Origin of the sequence: Ideonella dechloratans, assembly GCF_021049305.1 — a bacterium.
Classification (GTDB): Bacteria; Pseudomonadota; Gammaproteobacteria; order Burkholderiales; family Burkholderiaceae_C; genus Ideonella; species Ideonella dechloratans.
In genome coordinates, this window is record NZ_CP088081.1 from 250,679 (window position 1) to 265,873 (window position 15,195).

The 15,195-nt window shown below is 70.1% G+C and carries 14 protein-coding genes; 3 read left to right on the plus strand and 11 right to left on the minus strand.

The window, feature by feature from the left end; all coding sequences use genetic code 11:
• Positions 1–57 precede the first annotated feature (57 nt).
• Complete coding sequence (gene trhA / locus LRM40_RS01200) at positions 58–717, plus strand: PAQR family membrane homeostasis protein TrhA (protein ID WP_151125403.1); 660 nt, start codon at positions 58–60, stop codon at positions 715–717.
• Positions 718–727: 10 nt separating this feature from the next.
• Here the strand turns inward: trhA and LRM40_RS01205 are convergent, their stop codons facing one another.
• The 10 genes from LRM40_RS01205 to glpD form a co-directional block, all read right to left on the minus strand.
• A complete protein-coding gene (locus LRM40_RS01205; protein WP_151125402.1) occupies positions 728–2,041 on the minus strand; it encodes a sensor domain-containing diguanylate cyclase in 1,314 nt (437 codons plus the stop codon).
• An 18-nt stretch (positions 2,042–2,059) separates the two neighbouring features.
• Positions 2,060–2,587: a YfiR family protein gene (locus LRM40_RS01210; RefSeq protein WP_151125401.1), complete on the minus strand. Its 528-nt coding sequence runs from the start codon at positions 2,585–2,587 to the stop codon at positions 2,060–2,062.
• Positions 2,584–4,518, minus strand: a complete 1,935-nt coding sequence (locus tag LRM40_RS01215) for a TonB-dependent receptor plug domain-containing protein (RefSeq protein ID WP_151125400.1) — start codon at positions 4,516–4,518, stop codon at positions 2,584–2,586. The genes LRM40_RS01210 and LRM40_RS01215 overlap by 4 nt, the downstream gene beginning before the upstream one ends.
• A 97-nt stretch (positions 4,519–4,615) precedes the next feature.
• The gene (locus LRM40_RS01220; RefSeq protein ID WP_151125399.1) at positions 4,616–6,349 is read right to left on the minus strand and encodes an ABC transporter substrate-binding protein; all 1,734 of its coding nucleotides are present in this window, start codon (positions 6,347–6,349) and stop codon (positions 4,616–4,618) included.
• 111 nt (positions 6,350–6,460) lie between these two features.
• Entirely contained in the window at positions 6,461–6,769 is a 309-nt protein-coding gene (locus LRM40_RS01225; RefSeq protein WP_151125398.1) for a DUF2160 domain-containing protein, read from the minus strand.
• Positions 6,769–7,581 (minus strand): carbohydrate ABC transporter permease, encoded by an 813-nt coding sequence (locus tag LRM40_RS01230; protein WP_151125397.1) that lies wholly within the window; start codon positions 7,579–7,581, stop codon positions 6,769–6,771. Before LRM40_RS01230 ends, LRM40_RS01225 begins: the two co-directional genes overlap by 1 nt.
• Entirely contained in the window at positions 7,574–8,470 is an 897-nt protein-coding gene (locus LRM40_RS01235; protein WP_151125396.1) for a carbohydrate ABC transporter permease, read from the minus strand. Before LRM40_RS01235 ends, LRM40_RS01230 begins: the two co-directional genes overlap by 8 nt.
• Complete coding sequence (locus LRM40_RS01240; protein WP_151125408.1) at positions 8,467–9,540, minus strand: ABC transporter ATP-binding protein; 1,074 nt, start codon at positions 9,538–9,540, stop codon at positions 8,467–8,469. Before LRM40_RS01240 ends, LRM40_RS01235 begins: the two co-directional genes overlap by 4 nt.
• Before the next feature lies 1 nt (position 9,541).
• Positions 9,542–10,621, minus strand: a complete 1,080-nt coding sequence (locus tag LRM40_RS01245; RefSeq protein WP_151125395.1) for an ABC transporter ATP-binding protein — start codon at positions 10,619–10,621, stop codon at positions 9,542–9,544.
• On the minus strand, positions 10,612–12,234 hold the full coding sequence (gene glpD, locus LRM40_RS01250; RefSeq protein WP_151125394.1) for a glycerol-3-phosphate dehydrogenase: 1,623 nt from the start codon (positions 12,232–12,234) through the stop codon (positions 10,612–10,614). Before glpD ends, LRM40_RS01245 begins: the two co-directional genes overlap by 10 nt.
• A 137-nt stretch (positions 12,235–12,371) precedes the next feature.
• Here glpD and LRM40_RS01255 point away from each other — a divergent pair, with 137 nt between their 5' ends.
• Entirely contained in the window at positions 12,372–13,139 is a 768-nt protein-coding gene (locus LRM40_RS01255; RefSeq protein ID WP_151125393.1) for a DeoR/GlpR family DNA-binding transcription regulator, read from the plus strand.
• A 56-nt stretch (positions 13,140–13,195) separates the two neighbouring features.
• A complete protein-coding gene (gene glpK / locus LRM40_RS01260) occupies positions 13,196–14,692 on the plus strand; it encodes a glycerol kinase GlpK (RefSeq protein WP_151125392.1) in 1,497 nt (498 codons plus the stop codon).
• Between the two features lie 31 nt (positions 14,693–14,723).
• Here glpK and LRM40_RS01265 read toward each other — a convergent pair whose 3' ends face one another.
• Entirely contained in the window at positions 14,724–15,164 is a 441-nt protein-coding gene (locus LRM40_RS01265; RefSeq protein WP_151125391.1) for a potassium channel family protein, read from the minus strand.
• Positions 15,165–15,195: the final 31 nt, after the last annotated feature.

A 15,195-nucleotide genomic window follows, 5' to 3' on the forward strand; every position in this document is an offset into this window, starting at 1 on the left:
AGGGACTCCCGTGTCCGAGGGACGCCGCAGGCTTTCGCTGCGGTGCACAATGAGCACATGAGCACCCGGTCCCTCACCGCCGACCGCCCCCAGACCCTGGGGGAGGAGATCGCCAACGCGATCAGCCATGGCCTGGGCTTTCTGCTGGCCGTGGCCTCGCTGCCCGTCCTGCTTTGGCAGGCGCAGCGCCAGGGCGGGGGCACGCTCAACATCGTCGCGGTCAGCGTGTTTTCCGGCACGATGATGCTGCTTTACCTGGTGTCGGCGGTCTACCACGCCTTGCCCCAGGGCCGCGCCAAGCTGTGGATGAACCGGGCCGACCACGCCGCCATCTACCTCTTCATCGCCGGCAGCTACACGCCCTTCGCCCTGGGGGCCCTGCGCGAGCATGGGGGCTGGTGGCTGCTGGGGGTGATCTGGGCGTTGGCGGTGGCCGGGGTCACCGTCAAGCTGCTGGACCGTCTGCGCCACCCCTGGTGGTCCACCGGCCTGTATGTGGCCATGGGCTGGCTGGCGCTGTTCGCGCTCAAGCCCATGGTGGCGCAGATGGCGGTGTCCGGCCTGCTCTGGCTGGTGATCGGCGGGCTCAGCTACACCCTGGGGGCGGTCGTCTTCATGTTCGACAACCGGGTGCGCTACGCCCACTTCGTCTGGCACCTGTTCGTGCTGGGCGGCAGCACCTGCCACTTCTTCGCGGCGCTCTGGCACGCGCAGTGAGCGCTCGCCTTCAGCCGAAGGTCGAATCCACGGGCGCGGGGCCCGACACGTCGCGCCGTGTCGCGGTGGGCGGCGGCACATAGCGCCGCCAGGTGCGCTTGCCCGCCTCCTTGGCCTGGTACATGGCCTGATCGGCGCAGCGCAGCAGGGTTTCGCGGTCGTGGGCGGCATCGGCAAAGCTGCACACGCCGATGCTGGCCGACACATGGTTCACCGTCCGGTCCTGCAGCAGATAGGGCTGTGAGAGCTCGTCCACCAACTGGCGCGCGATGCCGCCCAGGGCCTCGGCCGATCCGCTGTTCTCCAGGATGACCGCGAACTCGTCGCCGCCCAGGCGGCAGACCACGTCCGTCTGACGCAGCCGTGCGCGCAGGCGCTGCCCCACCTGGCACAGCAGGGCGTCGCCCTGGTCGTGGCCCAGGCTGTCGTTGACGCGCTTGAAGCCGTCCAGGTCGATGTAGACCAGCCCACCCTCGCTGCGGGCCAGGGCCAGATCCAGCTGCTCCATGAAGTAGTGCCGGTTGTTCAGGCCGGTCACCGGGTCGGAATAGGCCAGGTCGTTCAGCCGGGCTTCGGCCAGGCGGCGCTGCCCCAGCTCGTGGTGCAGGCGCACATCGCGCTGCTGCAGCTGCTGCATCATCTGGTTGAAGGCGTTGCGCAGGGCCAGCACCTCGGCGCTGCCGCCGGCCTCGGAGCGCAGCGAAAAATCATGCTGGCGGCCCACCTGCAGGGCGGCGTCCACCAGGGCGGCCAACGGGTCGGCCACCCGGGCTGCCACCCGCCGCCACAGCGGCACCGAGATGGCGAAGGCCGCGCCGGCCACCAGCAGGCTGAAGCCCACCGCCCGCAGCAGGGCCCAGTACATGGGTTGCAGGGTGGCCTCCATGGCCAGCGTGCCCACGGCGGTGTGGTGGCGCACCACCGGCTGGTAGCGCACCACGCTGCACCAGCGCAGCTGCCAGCCCTGGCCGTCCGGCCGGGGCTGCTGGCAGCCTGGTGTGGGCTCGCCGGCTTCGGTCGAGCGCTGGTAGCTGGCCAGCAGGCTGCCGTCGGGCTGGAACAGCCAGGCCCGCGCCACCTCGGGCGAGCCGCGCAGCGAGCCCAGGATGTCCCGGGCCTCGTCATTGCTGTTGAACATCACCGCCGCCTCGCTGTTGGTGGCGATGACCGCAGCCAGGCTGGCCAGGCTGGCCTCCAGGTGGGCGCGGCGGCTGAGCATCTCGTGCACCAGCATCACCGCCACCACGCCGGCCAGCAGCGCCGCCGTGAGCACCAGGCCGAAGCGGGTGATCAGGCGGTGGATGGGCGGGGCGGTGACGGACATGAGGGGGGGCAGGGCAGGTCAGCGGGCGCCGGAGACGAAGGTGGCCATTTTCAGCATCCGCGGACTGAAGTCGATACGCACCTTGCGTGCCATGGCCAGGTTGACCTCGAAGCCCAGTTTCAGGTCCCGCTTCTGGATCTCGATCATCATGCCCTTCTCGGCCAGGCCGTCGCCATCGGTGATGGTCAGGATGGGCGCCTGCTCCAGCCGGGGCAGCAGTTCCGGCAGCCAGCGGCGCTGGCTGTCGTCCAGGTACAGGGCATGGCACCTGCCCAGTGCGTCCTGGGGCGCCACATGCGCCACGGCGATGTGCAGACCGTTGAGCACCGTCTTGCCGGCCAGCTTGTCCAGCTGGGCGTCCAGCGGGGTCTGGCCCAGCACGCACAGGCGGAAGGGCTCGTCCGGCGCCACCGGCCACTGGGCGAACTGGATGAAGTTGTAGAGGTAGGCGGCCTTCATGGCCCGCTCGTCCACCTGGGCATGGGCCTGCGGGCCGACCCCCAGCAGCGGCAGCAGGGTCAGCAGTGTCAGCAGGGCGCGTCTCATCGGAAGCTTCCCTGCAGTCCCACCCAGGCGTAGCGGGCCCGGCGGGCCGGGTCGGGCGGGGTGCTGTAGTAGCCGTCCAGGGTGTGCTCGGGGCTGTTGCCCGCATTGCGCCAGCCCACGGTCAGGTCCAGCCCGGCCACAGCCTTCAGGCCCAGCAGGGTCAGGTCGATGCGGGTGCTGGTGGGCACGCGGGTGCCGGCCGCACCCAGGTAGGCCCCGGTGTGCCGCACCGCGCTGCTCAGGCGCCAGCGTTCGCTGCCCAGCGGCACGCTCAGCTGCAGCTTGCCGATGTGGCGAGGGGCGTAGCGCAGGCCCTCGCCCAGGTTGTTGCTGCTGTGCTGCACCACCTGGCTGGCCCGCAGCCGCAGGCCTTGCCACTGCCATTCGCCCTCCAGCTCCAGGCCATGGCTGCTGAGCCGGTCGATCTGCGGGTCCGGCCAGATCAGCTGGCGCACGCTGGAGCGGTAGACGCTGGCCAGCAGGCGCAGATCATCGTGCCGGTACTCGGTGGACAGCTCGCGGTGCAGGGCCCGCTCGCCGTGGGTCTGCGGGGCGGTGCCGAAGCCCTCTTCGGCGGCCGAGGCGAACCGGGTGGCCCGTCCGACCGAGGCCTTGATCTGCCAGTCCGGCGTGGCCCACCAGACCAGCGCGGCATGGGGGCTGGCGGTCCAGTCCACATGGCTGCGGCGGTCGCCGCGCAGGCCCAGGGTCAGCCGCCAGTCCGGCGCCAGACGCCATTCGTCCTCGGCCGACACGCTGACGCTCTTGCGCCGCATGCCGTCCTGCGCGAACAGGCCCTGGTTGTCCTGTTCCCGGTAGCGCAGCACGGGGTCGGCCCGCAGGCGCAAGCCCAGGGCCAGGCGGTGGTCGGTCCAGCCCGCATAGCCGGCCTGGCCCTCCAGGCTCCACCAGCGTCCGTTGGAGCGGATGCGGCCCTCGTAGTCACCCGCCCCCGGCCAGTCCAGCGTGTAGTCGTACTTCTGGGCCCCCCACTGGGCGCGCAGCAGCGTCTGCCAGCCGTTGTCCCAGGCATGCTGGTGGCCCAGGGCCAGCACGTCGCCACCGTCGGTGTGGCGGTCGTCGGCCGGGTCCCAGGGGTAGTGGCGCTGCACGCTGCGGCGGCTGCCCAGGGCCTGCAGGTCGAAGTCTTCCCACTGGCCCTTGAAGAAGTAGCTCAGCGCGTCGGCCTGCCCCGGAATCGGCAGGTGGCCCACCTCGCTGGTGGGCACGCTGTCGTTGCGCCGCATCGTCACCGAGGCCAGCCATTCGCGGTTGTCGGCCAGCCGGCGTCCGGCGCTCAGCCGGGCCTGCCGGTCCTGGTTGCTGCCCGCCGCCACGGCCGCCTCCACCCCGTCCAGGTCGCGGCCGCGCCGGGTGACGATGTTGATCACGCCCAGGAAGGCGTTGTTGCCGTACATGGCCGAGCCCGCGCCGGGGGCGTACTCGATGCGCTCGATCAGGGCCGGGTCCAGCAGCCCGTCCTGGCCCAGGAAGACCTGGTCGAACAGGTTGTCCACCGCGGCAATGCCATCCACCAGCATCAGCACGCGGCCGGCATAGGCGCCGGGCCCGCCGATGCCCCGGGCGCCTAGATAGACATAGTCCAGGTCGGTGGTCAGGTGCAGGCCGCGCATCTGGTCCAGCACCTCGCCCAGGGTGCGCAGGCCCAGGGCCTGGATGTCCTGGGCGGTCAGCACCGAGACGGCCGAGGCCGCATCGGTGATCTGGCGGGCGAAGCGGGCTGCGCCCACCACCTCGGTGTCGAGCAGCTGCTCCAGCGGCACCTGGGTCAAGTCAGGGGGGGCGGTCGCGGTCTGGGCCTGGGCGGCGCCGGCCAGGGCCGCCAGCGCGGCCAGGGTGGTCCAACGGAACGGTCGGCGTCCCCCGCGGCGAGAAGCGAGGGGCGGGGGAGGGGTGACGAGACGGGGCATATCGCTTCATATCGGCGATGTGTCCCAAAGGTGAAGCCCCGAAAAGAAAAGAGGTGACCTTTCGGTCACCTCCCTCGCGACGGCGCGGGCCGCGGGTTCAGCGCACCTTGCCGGCCTTCCAGGCGTTCAGCAGGGTGTCATAGGCGATGGTCTCGCCCTTGGGCTTCTCGTTGGCCAGCTTCTTCCACGGGGCGTGCTGGTCCGACAGCCACTTGTCGGCGCTCTCCTTCTTGTTGAGCTTGGGCGCGCAGTGGGTCATGCCGGCGCGCTGCAGCCGGGCCATCACGTCGTCCATCTCCTTGGCCAGGTTGTCCATCGCGGCCTGCGGGGTCTTCTCGCCCGTGACGGCCTGGGCCACGTTCTTCCACCACAGCTGGGCCAGCTTGGGGTAGTCGGGCACGTTGGTGCCGGTGGGCGTCCAGGCCACCCGGGCCGGGCTGCGGTAGAACTCGATCAGGCCACCGTACTTGTTGGCGTTCTTGGTGAAGTAGTCGCTGCGGATGTCCGAGTCGCGGATGAAGGTCAGGCCCTGGATGGACTTCTTCAGCGAGGTGGTCTTGGCCGTCACGAACTGGGCGTACAGCCAGGCCGCGGCGGTGCGGTTGGGGTCGCCGTTCTTGAAGAAGGTCCAGCTGCCCACGTCCTGGTAGCCGTTCTGCATGCCGGGCTTCCAGTACGGGCCGTTGGGGCCGGGGGCCATGCGCCACTTGGGTGTGCCGTCGGCGTTGACCACCGGCAGGCCCTTCTTGGTCATGTCCGCGGTGAAGGCGGTGTACCAGAAGATCTGCTGGGCGATCTGGCCCTGGGCGGGCACCGGGCCGGCCTCGCCGAAGGTCATGCCGGTGGCTTCCTTGGGCGCGTACTTCTTCAGCCAGTCGATGTACTTGGTCAGCGCATAGACCGCCGCCGGCGAGTTGGTGGCACCGCCACGCTCGACCGAGGCGCCCACCGGGGTGCACTTGTCGTCGGCCACGCGGATGCCCCATTCGTCCACCGGCATGCCGTTGGGAATGCCCTTGTCGGCCGAACCGGCCATGGACAGCCAGGCGTCGGTGAAGCGCCAGCCCAGCGAGGGGTCCTTCTTGCCGTAATCCATGTGCCCGTAGATGGGCTTGCCGTCGATGGTCTTCACGTCGTTGGTGAAGAAGTCGGCGATGTCCTCGTAGGCGCTCCAGTTCAGCGGCACGCCCAGCGCATAACCGTACTTGGCCTTGAACTTGTCCTGCAGGTCCTTGCGGGCGAACAGGTCGGCGCGGAACCAGTACAGGTTGGCGAACTGCTGGTCGGGCAGTTGGTAGAGCTTGCCGTCCGGCGCGGTGGTGAAGCTGGTGCCGATGAAGTCCTTCAGGTCGATGCCCGGGTTGGTGAACTCCTTGCCCGCACCGGCCATGTAGTCGGTCAGGCTCATGATCTGGCCGTAGCGGTAGTGGGTGCCGATCAGGTCGGAGTCGCTGATCCAGCCGTCGTAGATGGACTTGCCCGACTGCATGGAGGTCTGCAGCTTCTCGACGACGTCACCCTCCTGGATGATGTCGTGCTTGACCTTGATGCCGGTGATCTCCTCGAAGGCCTTGGCCAGCACCTTGGACTCGTACTCGTGGGTCGTCAGCGTCTCCGAGACCACCGAGATCTCGTTGACGCCCTTGGCCTTGAGCTTGGCGGCCGCGTCGATGAACCACTTCATCTCGGCCATCTGCTGGGTCTTGCTCAGCGTGGAGGGCTGGAACTCGGTGTCGATCCACTTCTTGGCGGCGGCCTCGTCGGCCCAGGCACCCTGGCTGGCGATCGCGCACGCGGCAGCCAGCGCCAGTGCGGTGTGGTGCAACTTCATCGTTTGTCTCCTCGATGGTTCAACTGTGGAATCGCTGCCCCGATCTGTGGTTGGCATCGCCATGGCCCCGGGGCAGCGCCGGGCCGGACGTGAAGGAACAGCGGAACGGGCTCAGCCCTTTCGCATCACCAGCGCCAGAAAGCCCATGGACAGCACGAAGCTGATCCAGATGCTGGGCTCCTGCTCCAGCGACAGCCACTCGGCGATGCGCCCGGCCAGACCCACGAAGGCCAGGTTGATGTAGGCGGCGCTCAGCAGGCCGATGAACAGGCGGTCGCCCCGTGTGGTGGCGATGGGCAGAAAGCCCTTGCGCAGCGTGGTGGGCGACTTGATCTCCCACACCGTCATGCCGATCAGCACCAGCGCGATGGCGCCGAAGAACACCGCCACCGGCGTGGTCCAGACCATCCAATCAAACATCACACTCTCCCCATGGCGAAGCCCTTGGCGATGTAGTGCCGCACGAACCAGATCACGATGGCGCCGGGCACGATGGTGAGCACGCCGGCGGCGGCCAGCGTGGCCCAGTCCATGCCGCTGGCGCTGACCGTGCGGGTCATCGTCGCCACGATGGGCTTGGCGTTGACGCTGGTGAGGGTGCGCGCCAGCAGCAGCTCCACCCAGCTGAACATGAAGCAGAAGAAGGCCGTCACGCCCACGCCGGCCTTGATCAGCGGCAGGAAGATGGTCAGGAAGAAGCGCGGGAAGCTGTAGCCGTCGATGTAGGCGGTCTCGTCGATCTCGCGCGGGATGCCCGACATGAAGCCCTCCAGGATCCACACCGCCAGCGGCACGTTGAACAGCAGGTGGGCCAGCGCCACCGCGATGTGCGTGTCCATCAGGCCCAGCGTGGTGTAGAGCTGGAAGAAGGGCAGCAGGAACACCGCGGGCGGCGTCATGCGGTTGGTCAGCAGCCAGAAGAACACATGCTTGTCGCCGATGAAGCTGTAGCGGCTGAAGGCGTAGGCCGCCGGCAGGGCCACGGTGATCGAGATCACCGTGTTCATCGCCACGTAGATCAGGCTGTTGATGTAGCCCGAGTACCAGCTCTCGTCGGTGAAGATGGTGGCGTAGTTGGCCCAGGTGAAGTGCGTGGGCCACAGGCTGAAGCCGCTGAGGATCTCCTCATTGGTCTTGAAGCTCATGTTGACCATCCAGTAGATGGGCAGCAGCGCGAACACCAGATACAGCACCAGGAACAGCGTGCGTTTCTGAAAGCGGGTTTCAGCCATGGCTGGCTCCTTCCTTCTCGGCCTGGCCCAGGCGCTGCATCCAGTTGTAGAGCACGAAGCAGAACAGCAGGATGATGAGGAAATAGATCAGCGAGAAGGCCGCGGCCGGGCCCAGGTCGAACTGGCCGACCGCCTTCTGCGTGAGGTACTGGCTCAGGAAGGTGGTGGCGTCACCCGGCCCGCCGCCGGTCAGCACGAAGGGTTCGGTGTAGATCATGAAGCTGTCCATGAAGCGCAGCAGCACCGCGATCATCAGCACGCCGCGCATCTTGGGCAGCTGGATGTAGCGGAAGACGGCCAGCTTGCTGGCACCGTCGATGCGGGCGGCCTGGTAGTAGGCGTCGGGGATGGAGCGCAGGCCCGCGTAGGCCAGCAGCGCCACCAGCGGCGTCCAGTGCCAGACATCCATCAGCAGCACCGTCAGCCAGGCCTGGGTGGCGTCACCCGTGTAGCTGTAGTCGATGCCCAGGCGCTCCAGCCCGTGGCCCAGCAGGCCGATGTCGGTGCGGCCGAAGATCTGCCAGATCGTGCCCACCACGTTCCAGGGGATCAGCAGCGACAGCGCGACGATCACCAGCGTCACCGAGGCGCGCCAGCCCGCGGCCGGCATGGCCAGTGCCAGGGCGACCCCCAGGGGCAGTTCCACCGCCAGCACCGCCAGCGAGAAGCGCAGCTGGTTCCACAGGGCGCTGTGCAGCTCCTCGTCGCGCATCACAGCGGCGAACCAGTCCGTGCCGACGAAGACCCGGCGGTCCGGGCCGAGGATGTCCTGCACCGAGTAGTTCACCACCGTCATCAGCGGCAGGATGGCCGAGAAGGCCACGCACAGGATGACCGGCAGGATCAGGAACCAGGCCCGCTGGTTCACCGGTTTGGTCTGAACGCTCATGCGATGAGCTCCTCGTTGCGGTAGTAGCAGGTGTGTTCGACCAGCAGCTGCGCCCCCACCTGGGCGCCGACGGCCGGCGCCTCGGCTTCGGCGGGCAGGCGGGCCTTGAGCGTGTGGCCGGCGGCCTCCAGCGTGACCAGCAGGTAGGTGCCGATGTCCTGCACCTGGCGCACGGTGGCCGGCAGCGTGCCGGGCTCGCCCGCCGGCTGCAGGCGCAGGTACTCGGGCCGGATGCCCAGGCGCAGCGCGCCGGCGGGCAGTTCGCGTCCGGCCGGGCCCAGCCGCCGGCCGTCCACCCGCAGCTCGCCGGCCTCCACCGTCACGGGCAGGAAGTTCATGCCCGGCGAGCCGATGAAGTGGCCGACGAAGGTGTGGGCCGGTCGCTCGAACAGGGTGTCGGGCGCGCCCAGCTGCATCACCCGGCCGCGCGACATCACCACCACCTGGTCGGCGAAGGTCAGGGCCTCCACCTGGTCGTGGGTGACGTAGATCAGCGTGAGCTTGAGCTCGTGGTGGATCTGCTTGAGCTTGCGCCGCAGCTGCCACTTCAGGTGCGGGTCGATCACCGTCAGCGGCTCGTCGAACAGCACGGCCGAGACGTCCGGCCGCACCAGGCCGCGGCCCAGCGAGATCTTCTGCTTCTGGTCGGCCGACAGCCCGGCGGCGCGCTGGTCCAGCTGGTGGCTCATGCCCAGCATCTCGGCGATCTGGCCCACCCGCTGCCGGATGGTCGCCGCCGGCACCTTGCGGTTCTTCAGCGGGAAGGCCAGGTTCTCGGCCACGGTCATGGTGTCGTAGATGACCGGGAACTGGAACACCTGGGCGATGTTGCGCTGCTGCGGCGTGGCGCGGGTCATGTCCCGGCCGTCGAAGCGCACCGTGCCCTGCGAGGGCACCAGCAGGCCCGACATGATGTTGAGCAGGGTGGTCTTGCCGCAGCCCGAGGGGCCCAGCAGCGCGTAGGCACCGCCGTCCTCGAAGGTCATCGACAGCGGCAGCAGGGCGTAGTCGCTGTCGGTCTTGGGCTGGGGCTTGTAGGCGTGCGCCAAGTCGAGTTCGATGCGGGCCATCTCAGCGCCCTCCCGGTCGTTGCGGCGCGAGCAGCAGCTCGCCCCGGGCGTCGAAGACATGCACCTGCGCCGGGCTGGCGTGCAGGGTGATGGGGGCGCCCAGGTCGAACTCGTGCACCCCGGTGAGCTGGGCCACCAGCTCGCCCACGGCGGTCTGCACGTGGACGAAGGTGTCGGAGCCCGAGATCTCGGCCAGCTCCACCGAGCCGGGCAGGGCCACATCGCCCGCACGCGGGGCCACGCGCAGCGCGCTGGCGCGCACGCCCACCGTCAGCGCCGCCTGTCCGGTGGGGGGCAGGGCCAGGGCCAGCGCCGGCCCGCCGGCCAGCTGCAGGCCGCCTTCGGTGGCCTGGGCCGCCAGCAGGTTCATCGGCGGGTCGCTAAAGGCCCGCGCCACGCGGATCGAGCGCGGGTGGTGGAAGACCTCGGCGGTGGGGCCGTACTGCAGCAGCTCGCCCTGGTCCATCACCGCGGTCCAGCCGCCCAGCAGCAGGGCCTCGGCCGGCTCGGTGGTGGCGTAGACCACGGTGCTCTCGCCGCTGGCGAAAAGCTGGCACAGCTCCTCGCGCAGCTCCTCGCGCAGCTTGTAGTCCAGGTTGACCAGCGGCTCGTCCAGCAGCATCAGCGGCGCACCCTTGGCCAGGGCCCGGGCCAGCGCGACGCGCTGCTGCTGGCCGCCGGAGAGCTCGGCCGGCAGGCGCTCGAGGAAGACCTCGATGTGCAGCCGCTCGGCCAGGGCCCGCACCTGGCGGTCGATCTCGGCCGCGGGCCGACCCCCCAGCCGCAGCGGCGAGGCGATGTTGTCGTACACCGTCATCGACGGGTAGTTGATGAACTGCTGGTAGACCATGGCCACATTGCGCTGGCGCACCGGCAGGCCGGTGACGTCCCGGCCGTCCACGCGCACCCGGCCGGTGCTGGGCGTGTCCAGGCCGGCCATGATGCGCATCAGACTGGTCTTGCCGGCCTGGGTCGCGCCCAGCAGCACCGTCACGGCACCGGGCTGCGGGGCCAGGTCCATCTCGTACAGCCAGGGCGCGGCCCCGACCCGTTTGCTGATGCCTTCCAGCTTCAGCTGCATGGGTTCACCTTCATGTCGGTTCCGTCGTTCTCGGGGTGGGGGTGCGATTGCAGCCAGTCGCTCACGCGCTGGCGTTCTTCAGGGGTGTAGTGCAGGCCCAGCTTGCTGCGCCGCCACAGCACGTCGTCGGCGTCCTGGGCCCATTCCTCGCGCTGCAGCAGGCGCAGCTCGGCCTCGTACAGGCCCGGCGCCACCTCGGTGCCCAGCCCGGCCAGCGAACCGGCCTGGCCGATCAGCGTGCCCACCCGGGCCCCGTAGGCCCGCGCCAGGCGCCGCGCCAGCGGGCCCGGCAGCCAGGGGTGGCGCTGGCCCAGGGTCTGCACCAGGCGCTCGAAGTCGGTGTCCGGGCGGCGGGCCGGGCCGATCCAGTCGCGCAGGTCGCCGCCGGGCAGGAAGGCCCCTTCGGTCCAGGGCCGGCGGGCCTCGCCCAGCATCTGGCCGACCTCGGTGGCGGCATCCTCGGCCAGCTTGCGGAAGGTGGTGATCTTGCCGCCCCACACGCTCAGCAGCGGTGCGCCCTCGCGGTTGGGCTCCAGCAGGTAGTCGCGCGTGACGGCCGAGGGGTCGCCCGAGGCATCGTCCAGCAGCGGCCGCACGCCGGCGTAGGTCCAGACCACGTCGGCCGGCGTGACCGCGCGCTTGAAGTAGCGGCTGGCCTGGGCGCAGAGGTAGGCGATCTCGTCCTCGGCGATGGCCGCGCCGCGCGGGTCGCCGTGGATCTCCTGGTCGGTGGTGCCGATCAGCGTGAAGTCCCGCTCGTAGGGGATGGCGAAGATGATGCGCTTGTCCGGGTTCTGGAAGATGTAGGTATGGTCGTGCTCGAAGCAGCGCCGCACGACGATGTGCGAGCCCTTGACCAGGCGCAGGCTCTTGGTGGCCAGGGCCTCGTGGCCGGCGGGCCGGGCGGTCTCGCGCAGAAAGCTCTCGGCCCAGGGGCCGGCGGCGTTCACCAGCGCGCGCGCCCGCACCGGGCAGCGCCGGCCATCGGCCAGGGTCAGCGTGGCCTGCCAGCCCCGGGCGTCGCGCTGGGCAGTGCTGACCCGCGTGCGGGTGAACACCCGGGCGCCGTGGGCGCGCGCGTCGATGGCGTTGAGCACCACCAGGCGGGCGTCGTCCACCCAGCCGTCGGAATAGACGAAGCCGCGGGTGAACTGGTCCTGCAGCGGGGCGCCCACCGGATGCTGGCGCAGGTCCACGCCGCGCGAGCCGGGCAGCACCTCGCGGCGGGCCAGGTGGTCGTACAGGAACAGGCCCAGGCGGATCAGCCAGGCCGGCCGCATGGCCGGGTCGTGCGGCATCACGAAGCGCAGCGGCCACATGATGTGCGGCGCGCTCTTGAGCAGCACCTCGCGTTCCTGCAACGCCTTGCGCACCAGCGAGAACTCGCGGTATTCGAGGTAGCGCAGCCCGCCGTGGATCAGCTTGGTGCTCGACGAGGAGGTGTGCGCGGCCAGGTCGTCCTGCTCGGCCAGCACCACGCGCCAGCCGCGGCCGGCCAGGTCGCGGGCGATGCCGCAGCCATTGATGCCGCCGCCCACGACCAGCACGTCGCAGTCCAGCGGGGCAGCCGTGGCGTCACCGGGGGTCGCCGGTGCGGGCGAGGCGTTTGGCAAGCGGTGTCTCCTGGGGTTGAGCGGGCACCGGAAGAGTGCGCGCTTGTTCTTATTTTTTCGTTTTAACCAAATCGATGTTCGTTTGCAATGGGGATTTCATCGTTTGTTTTCGTTTTGGGGTGGTGACAATGCAGTTCATGACCCCCAATCCCCGCCAATCCCAGCTGCTGGACGAGGTGCGCGCCCGTGGCGCGGTGACGGTCGAGGCCCTGGCCGAGCGTTTCAACGTCACGCTGCAGACGGTGCGCCGGGATGTGAAGCTGCTGGCCGAGGCCGGCCTGCTGGCGCGCTTTCACGGCGGCGTGCGCCTGCCGCACTCCACCACCGAGAACATCGCCTACCGGCAGCGCGAGTCGCTCAACGCCGACGGCAAGCGGCGCATCGCGCGCGCGGTGGCGGCACGGGTGCCCCACGGCTGCTCGCTGCTGATCAACCTGGGCACCACCAACGAGGCGGTGGCGCGCGAGCTGCTGCAGCACAAGGGCCTGCGGGTCATCACCAACAACCTGAACGTGGCGCGCATCCTGGCCGACAACCCCGACTGCGAGGTCATCGTCACCGGCGGCGTGGTGCGCCACCGCGACCGCGGCATCGTCGGCGAGGCCACGGTGGACTTCATCCGCCAGTTCAAGGTGGACATCGGCATCATCGGCATCTCGGGCATCGAGGCCGATGGCTCGCTGCGCGACTACGACTACCGCGAGGTCATGGTGGCGCGGGTCATCCTCGAGCAGAGCCGCGAGGTCTGGCTGGTGGCCGACCACGGCAAGTTCAACCGCCCGGCCATGGTGGAGCTGGCCCGGGTCGACCAGATCGACCTGCTGTTCACCGATGCTGCGCCGCCCGAGCCTTTCCCGGCCCTGCTGGCCGAGGCGGGCGTGCAGCTGGAACTGGCCGCGCCCTGAGCCGCGCGTCCGGCCCGCGCGCCACGCCACAGAACCACAAGACAAGGAGACACGCAGTGAGCCACATCCTGGCCCTGGATCAGGGCACGTCCAGTTCGCGCAGCATCGTGTTCGACGAGCGCGGCCACATCGTCGCCATGGCCCAGCGCGAGTTCCGCCAGATCTACCCCCAGCCCGGCTGGGTCGAGCACGACCCGATGGAGATCTGGGAGAGCCAGTGGGCCACCGCCCGCCAGGCCCTGGCGGAGGCGGGCCTGGAGGCCCGCCAGCTGCGCGCCATCGGCATCACCAACCAGCGCGAGACCACGGTGGTCTGGAACCGCCGCACCGGCGAGCCGCTGCACCGCGCCATCGTCTGGCAGGACCGGCGGGCCGAAGGCATCTGCAGCGCCTGGCGCGAGGCCGGGCTGGAGCCCCAGGTGCGCCAGCGCACCGGGCTGCGTCTGGACCCGTACTTCTCGGCCAGCAAGCTGCGCTGGCTGCTCGACCACGTGCCCGCCGTGCGCGAGGCCGCCACGCGCGGCGAACTGGCTTTCGGCACGGTGGACAGCTGGCTGCTGTGGCAGCTCACCGGCGGGCGGGTGCATGCCACCGACGTGACCAATGCCTCGCGCACGCTGATGTACAACCTGGCCCAGGGCGGCTGGGACGAGGCCCTGGTGCAGGCCCTGGGCCTGCCACCCGAGGCCCTGCCCGAGGTCCACCCCAGCAGCCACCTGTTCGGCGAGACCGAGGCCCATCTGCTGGGCGCGCCCGTGCCGGTGGCCGGCATGGCGGGCGACCAGCAGGCCGCCCTGTTCGGCCAGGCCGGCTTCGGTCCGGGCATCGCCAAGAACACCTACGGCACCGGCTGCTTCATGCTGATGCACACCGGCGGCCTGGCCCAGGCCAGCACCCACGGCCTGGTGACCACCGCCGCGGCGGCCGCGCCGGGCCAGGGGCCCCAGTTCGCGCTGGAGGGCAGCGTCTTCATCGGCGGGGCGGTGGTGCAGTGGCTGCGCGACGGCCTGCGCGCCATCAGCGCCAGCTCCGAGGTGCAGGCCCTGGCCGAGAGCGTGCCCGATGCCGGGGGCGTGATGTTCGTGCCCGCCTTCACCGGCCTGGGCGCGCCCTACTGGGACACCGAGGCCCGCGGCACCATCGTCGGCCTGAGCCGCGGCAGCACCGTGGCCCACATCGCCCGCGCCGCGCTGGAGAGCATCGCCTTCCAGAGCGCGGCGCTGCTGCAGGCCATGAGCCAGGACGTGGTGGCCGCCGGGGGCGAGCGCGTCAGCGAGCTGCGGGTGGACGGTGGCGCCAGCGTCAACGACCTGCTGATGCAGTTCCAGGCCGACCTGCTGGGCATCCCGGTGGTGCGGCCGGCCGTGGTGGAGACCACCGCGCTGGGCGCGGCCTACCTGGCCGGCCTGGCCACCGGCGTGTGGGATGGGCCTGAAGCCCTGGCCGGCCAATGGCGGGTGGAACGCCGCTTCGAGCCCACCCTGCCGCGCGAGCAGGCCCGCGAACGCATGGCCCGCTGGGATCAGGCGGTGCGTCAGGCCATGGCGGGATGATCGGGATGATCGGGCGGAGCGGGCCCGCGGCTCAGCGGTCGTCCGAGGGCCGCGCCTCGCGCCAGAAGCGCTCCATCGCCAGATAGGCATAGGAGGCCGACCAGCCGATCAGCACCAGGCCGTTGAGCGCCTCGACCCCGGCCAGCAGGCGCAGCGGGCCCACCGGCACCAGGTCGCCGAAGCCCAGCGAGGTGAAGGTCTCGGCCGAGAAGTAGAGGCTGGCGCCCAGGTCGGCCTGACCCGAGGCCGTCAGGTGGCCCAACCCCCCGCGCTGCAGGCCGTACAGCGTGAAGCCGTAGAGGGCGATCTGCAGCGCGTGGGCCAGGAAGACCGCGAACATCACCACCAGCAGCTTGCTGCGCCGGGGCGTGCGCAGGCCGGGCAGCAGGGCGTCCACCCGGCTGAGCACCTCGTAGTGCAACAGGGTGGTCAGGGCGATCAGCGACGCCACGGCCAGGACCACGATGCCCATGCTCAGGCCCCGCCTCGGCCGACCTCGGCGT

Bases quoted from the DNA above. Each gene is read 5' to 3' on its own strand.
- trhA (WP_151125403.1), top strand. From the start codon at position 58: ATGAGCACCCGGTCCCTCACCGCCGACCGCCCCCAGACCCTGGGGGAG.
- LRM40_RS01205 (WP_151125402.1), bottom strand. From the start codon at position 2,041: ATGTCCGTCACCGCCCCGCCCATCCACCGCCTGATCACCCGCTTCGGC.
- LRM40_RS01210 (WP_151125401.1), bottom strand. From the start codon at position 2,587: ATGAGACGCGCCCTGCTGACACTGCTGACCCTGCTGCCGCTGCTGGGG.
- LRM40_RS01215 (WP_151125400.1), bottom strand. From the start codon at position 4,518: ATGCCCCGTCTCGTCACCCCTCCCCCGCCCCTCGCTTCTCGCCGCGGG.
- LRM40_RS01220 (WP_151125399.1), bottom strand. From the start codon at position 6,349: ATGAAGTTGCACCACACCGCACTGGCGCTGGCTGCCGCGTGCGCGATC.
- LRM40_RS01225 (WP_151125398.1), bottom strand. From the start codon at position 6,769: ATGTTTGATTGGATGGTCTGGACCACGCCGGTGGCGGTGTTCTTCGGC.
- LRM40_RS01230 (WP_151125397.1), bottom strand. From the start codon at position 7,581: ATGGCTGAAACCCGCTTTCAGAAACGCACGCTGTTCCTGGTGCTGTAT.
- LRM40_RS01235 (WP_151125396.1), bottom strand. From the start codon at position 8,470: ATGAGCGTTCAGACCAAACCGGTGAACCAGCGGGCCTGGTTCCTGATC.
- LRM40_RS01240 (WP_151125408.1), bottom strand. From the start codon at position 9,540: ATGGCCCGCATCGAACTCGACTTGGCGCACGCCTACAAGCCCCAGCCC.
- LRM40_RS01245 (WP_151125395.1), bottom strand. From the start codon at position 10,621: ATGCAGCTGAAGCTGGAAGGCATCAGCAAACGGGTCGGGGCCGCGCCC.
- LRM40_RS01255 (WP_151125393.1), top strand. From the start codon at position 12,372: ATGACCCCCAATCCCCGCCAATCCCAGCTGCTGGACGAGGTGCGCGCC.
- LRM40_RS01265 (WP_151125391.1), bottom strand. From the start codon at position 15,164: ATGGGCATCGTGGTCCTGGCCGTGGCGTCGCTGATCGCCCTGACCACC.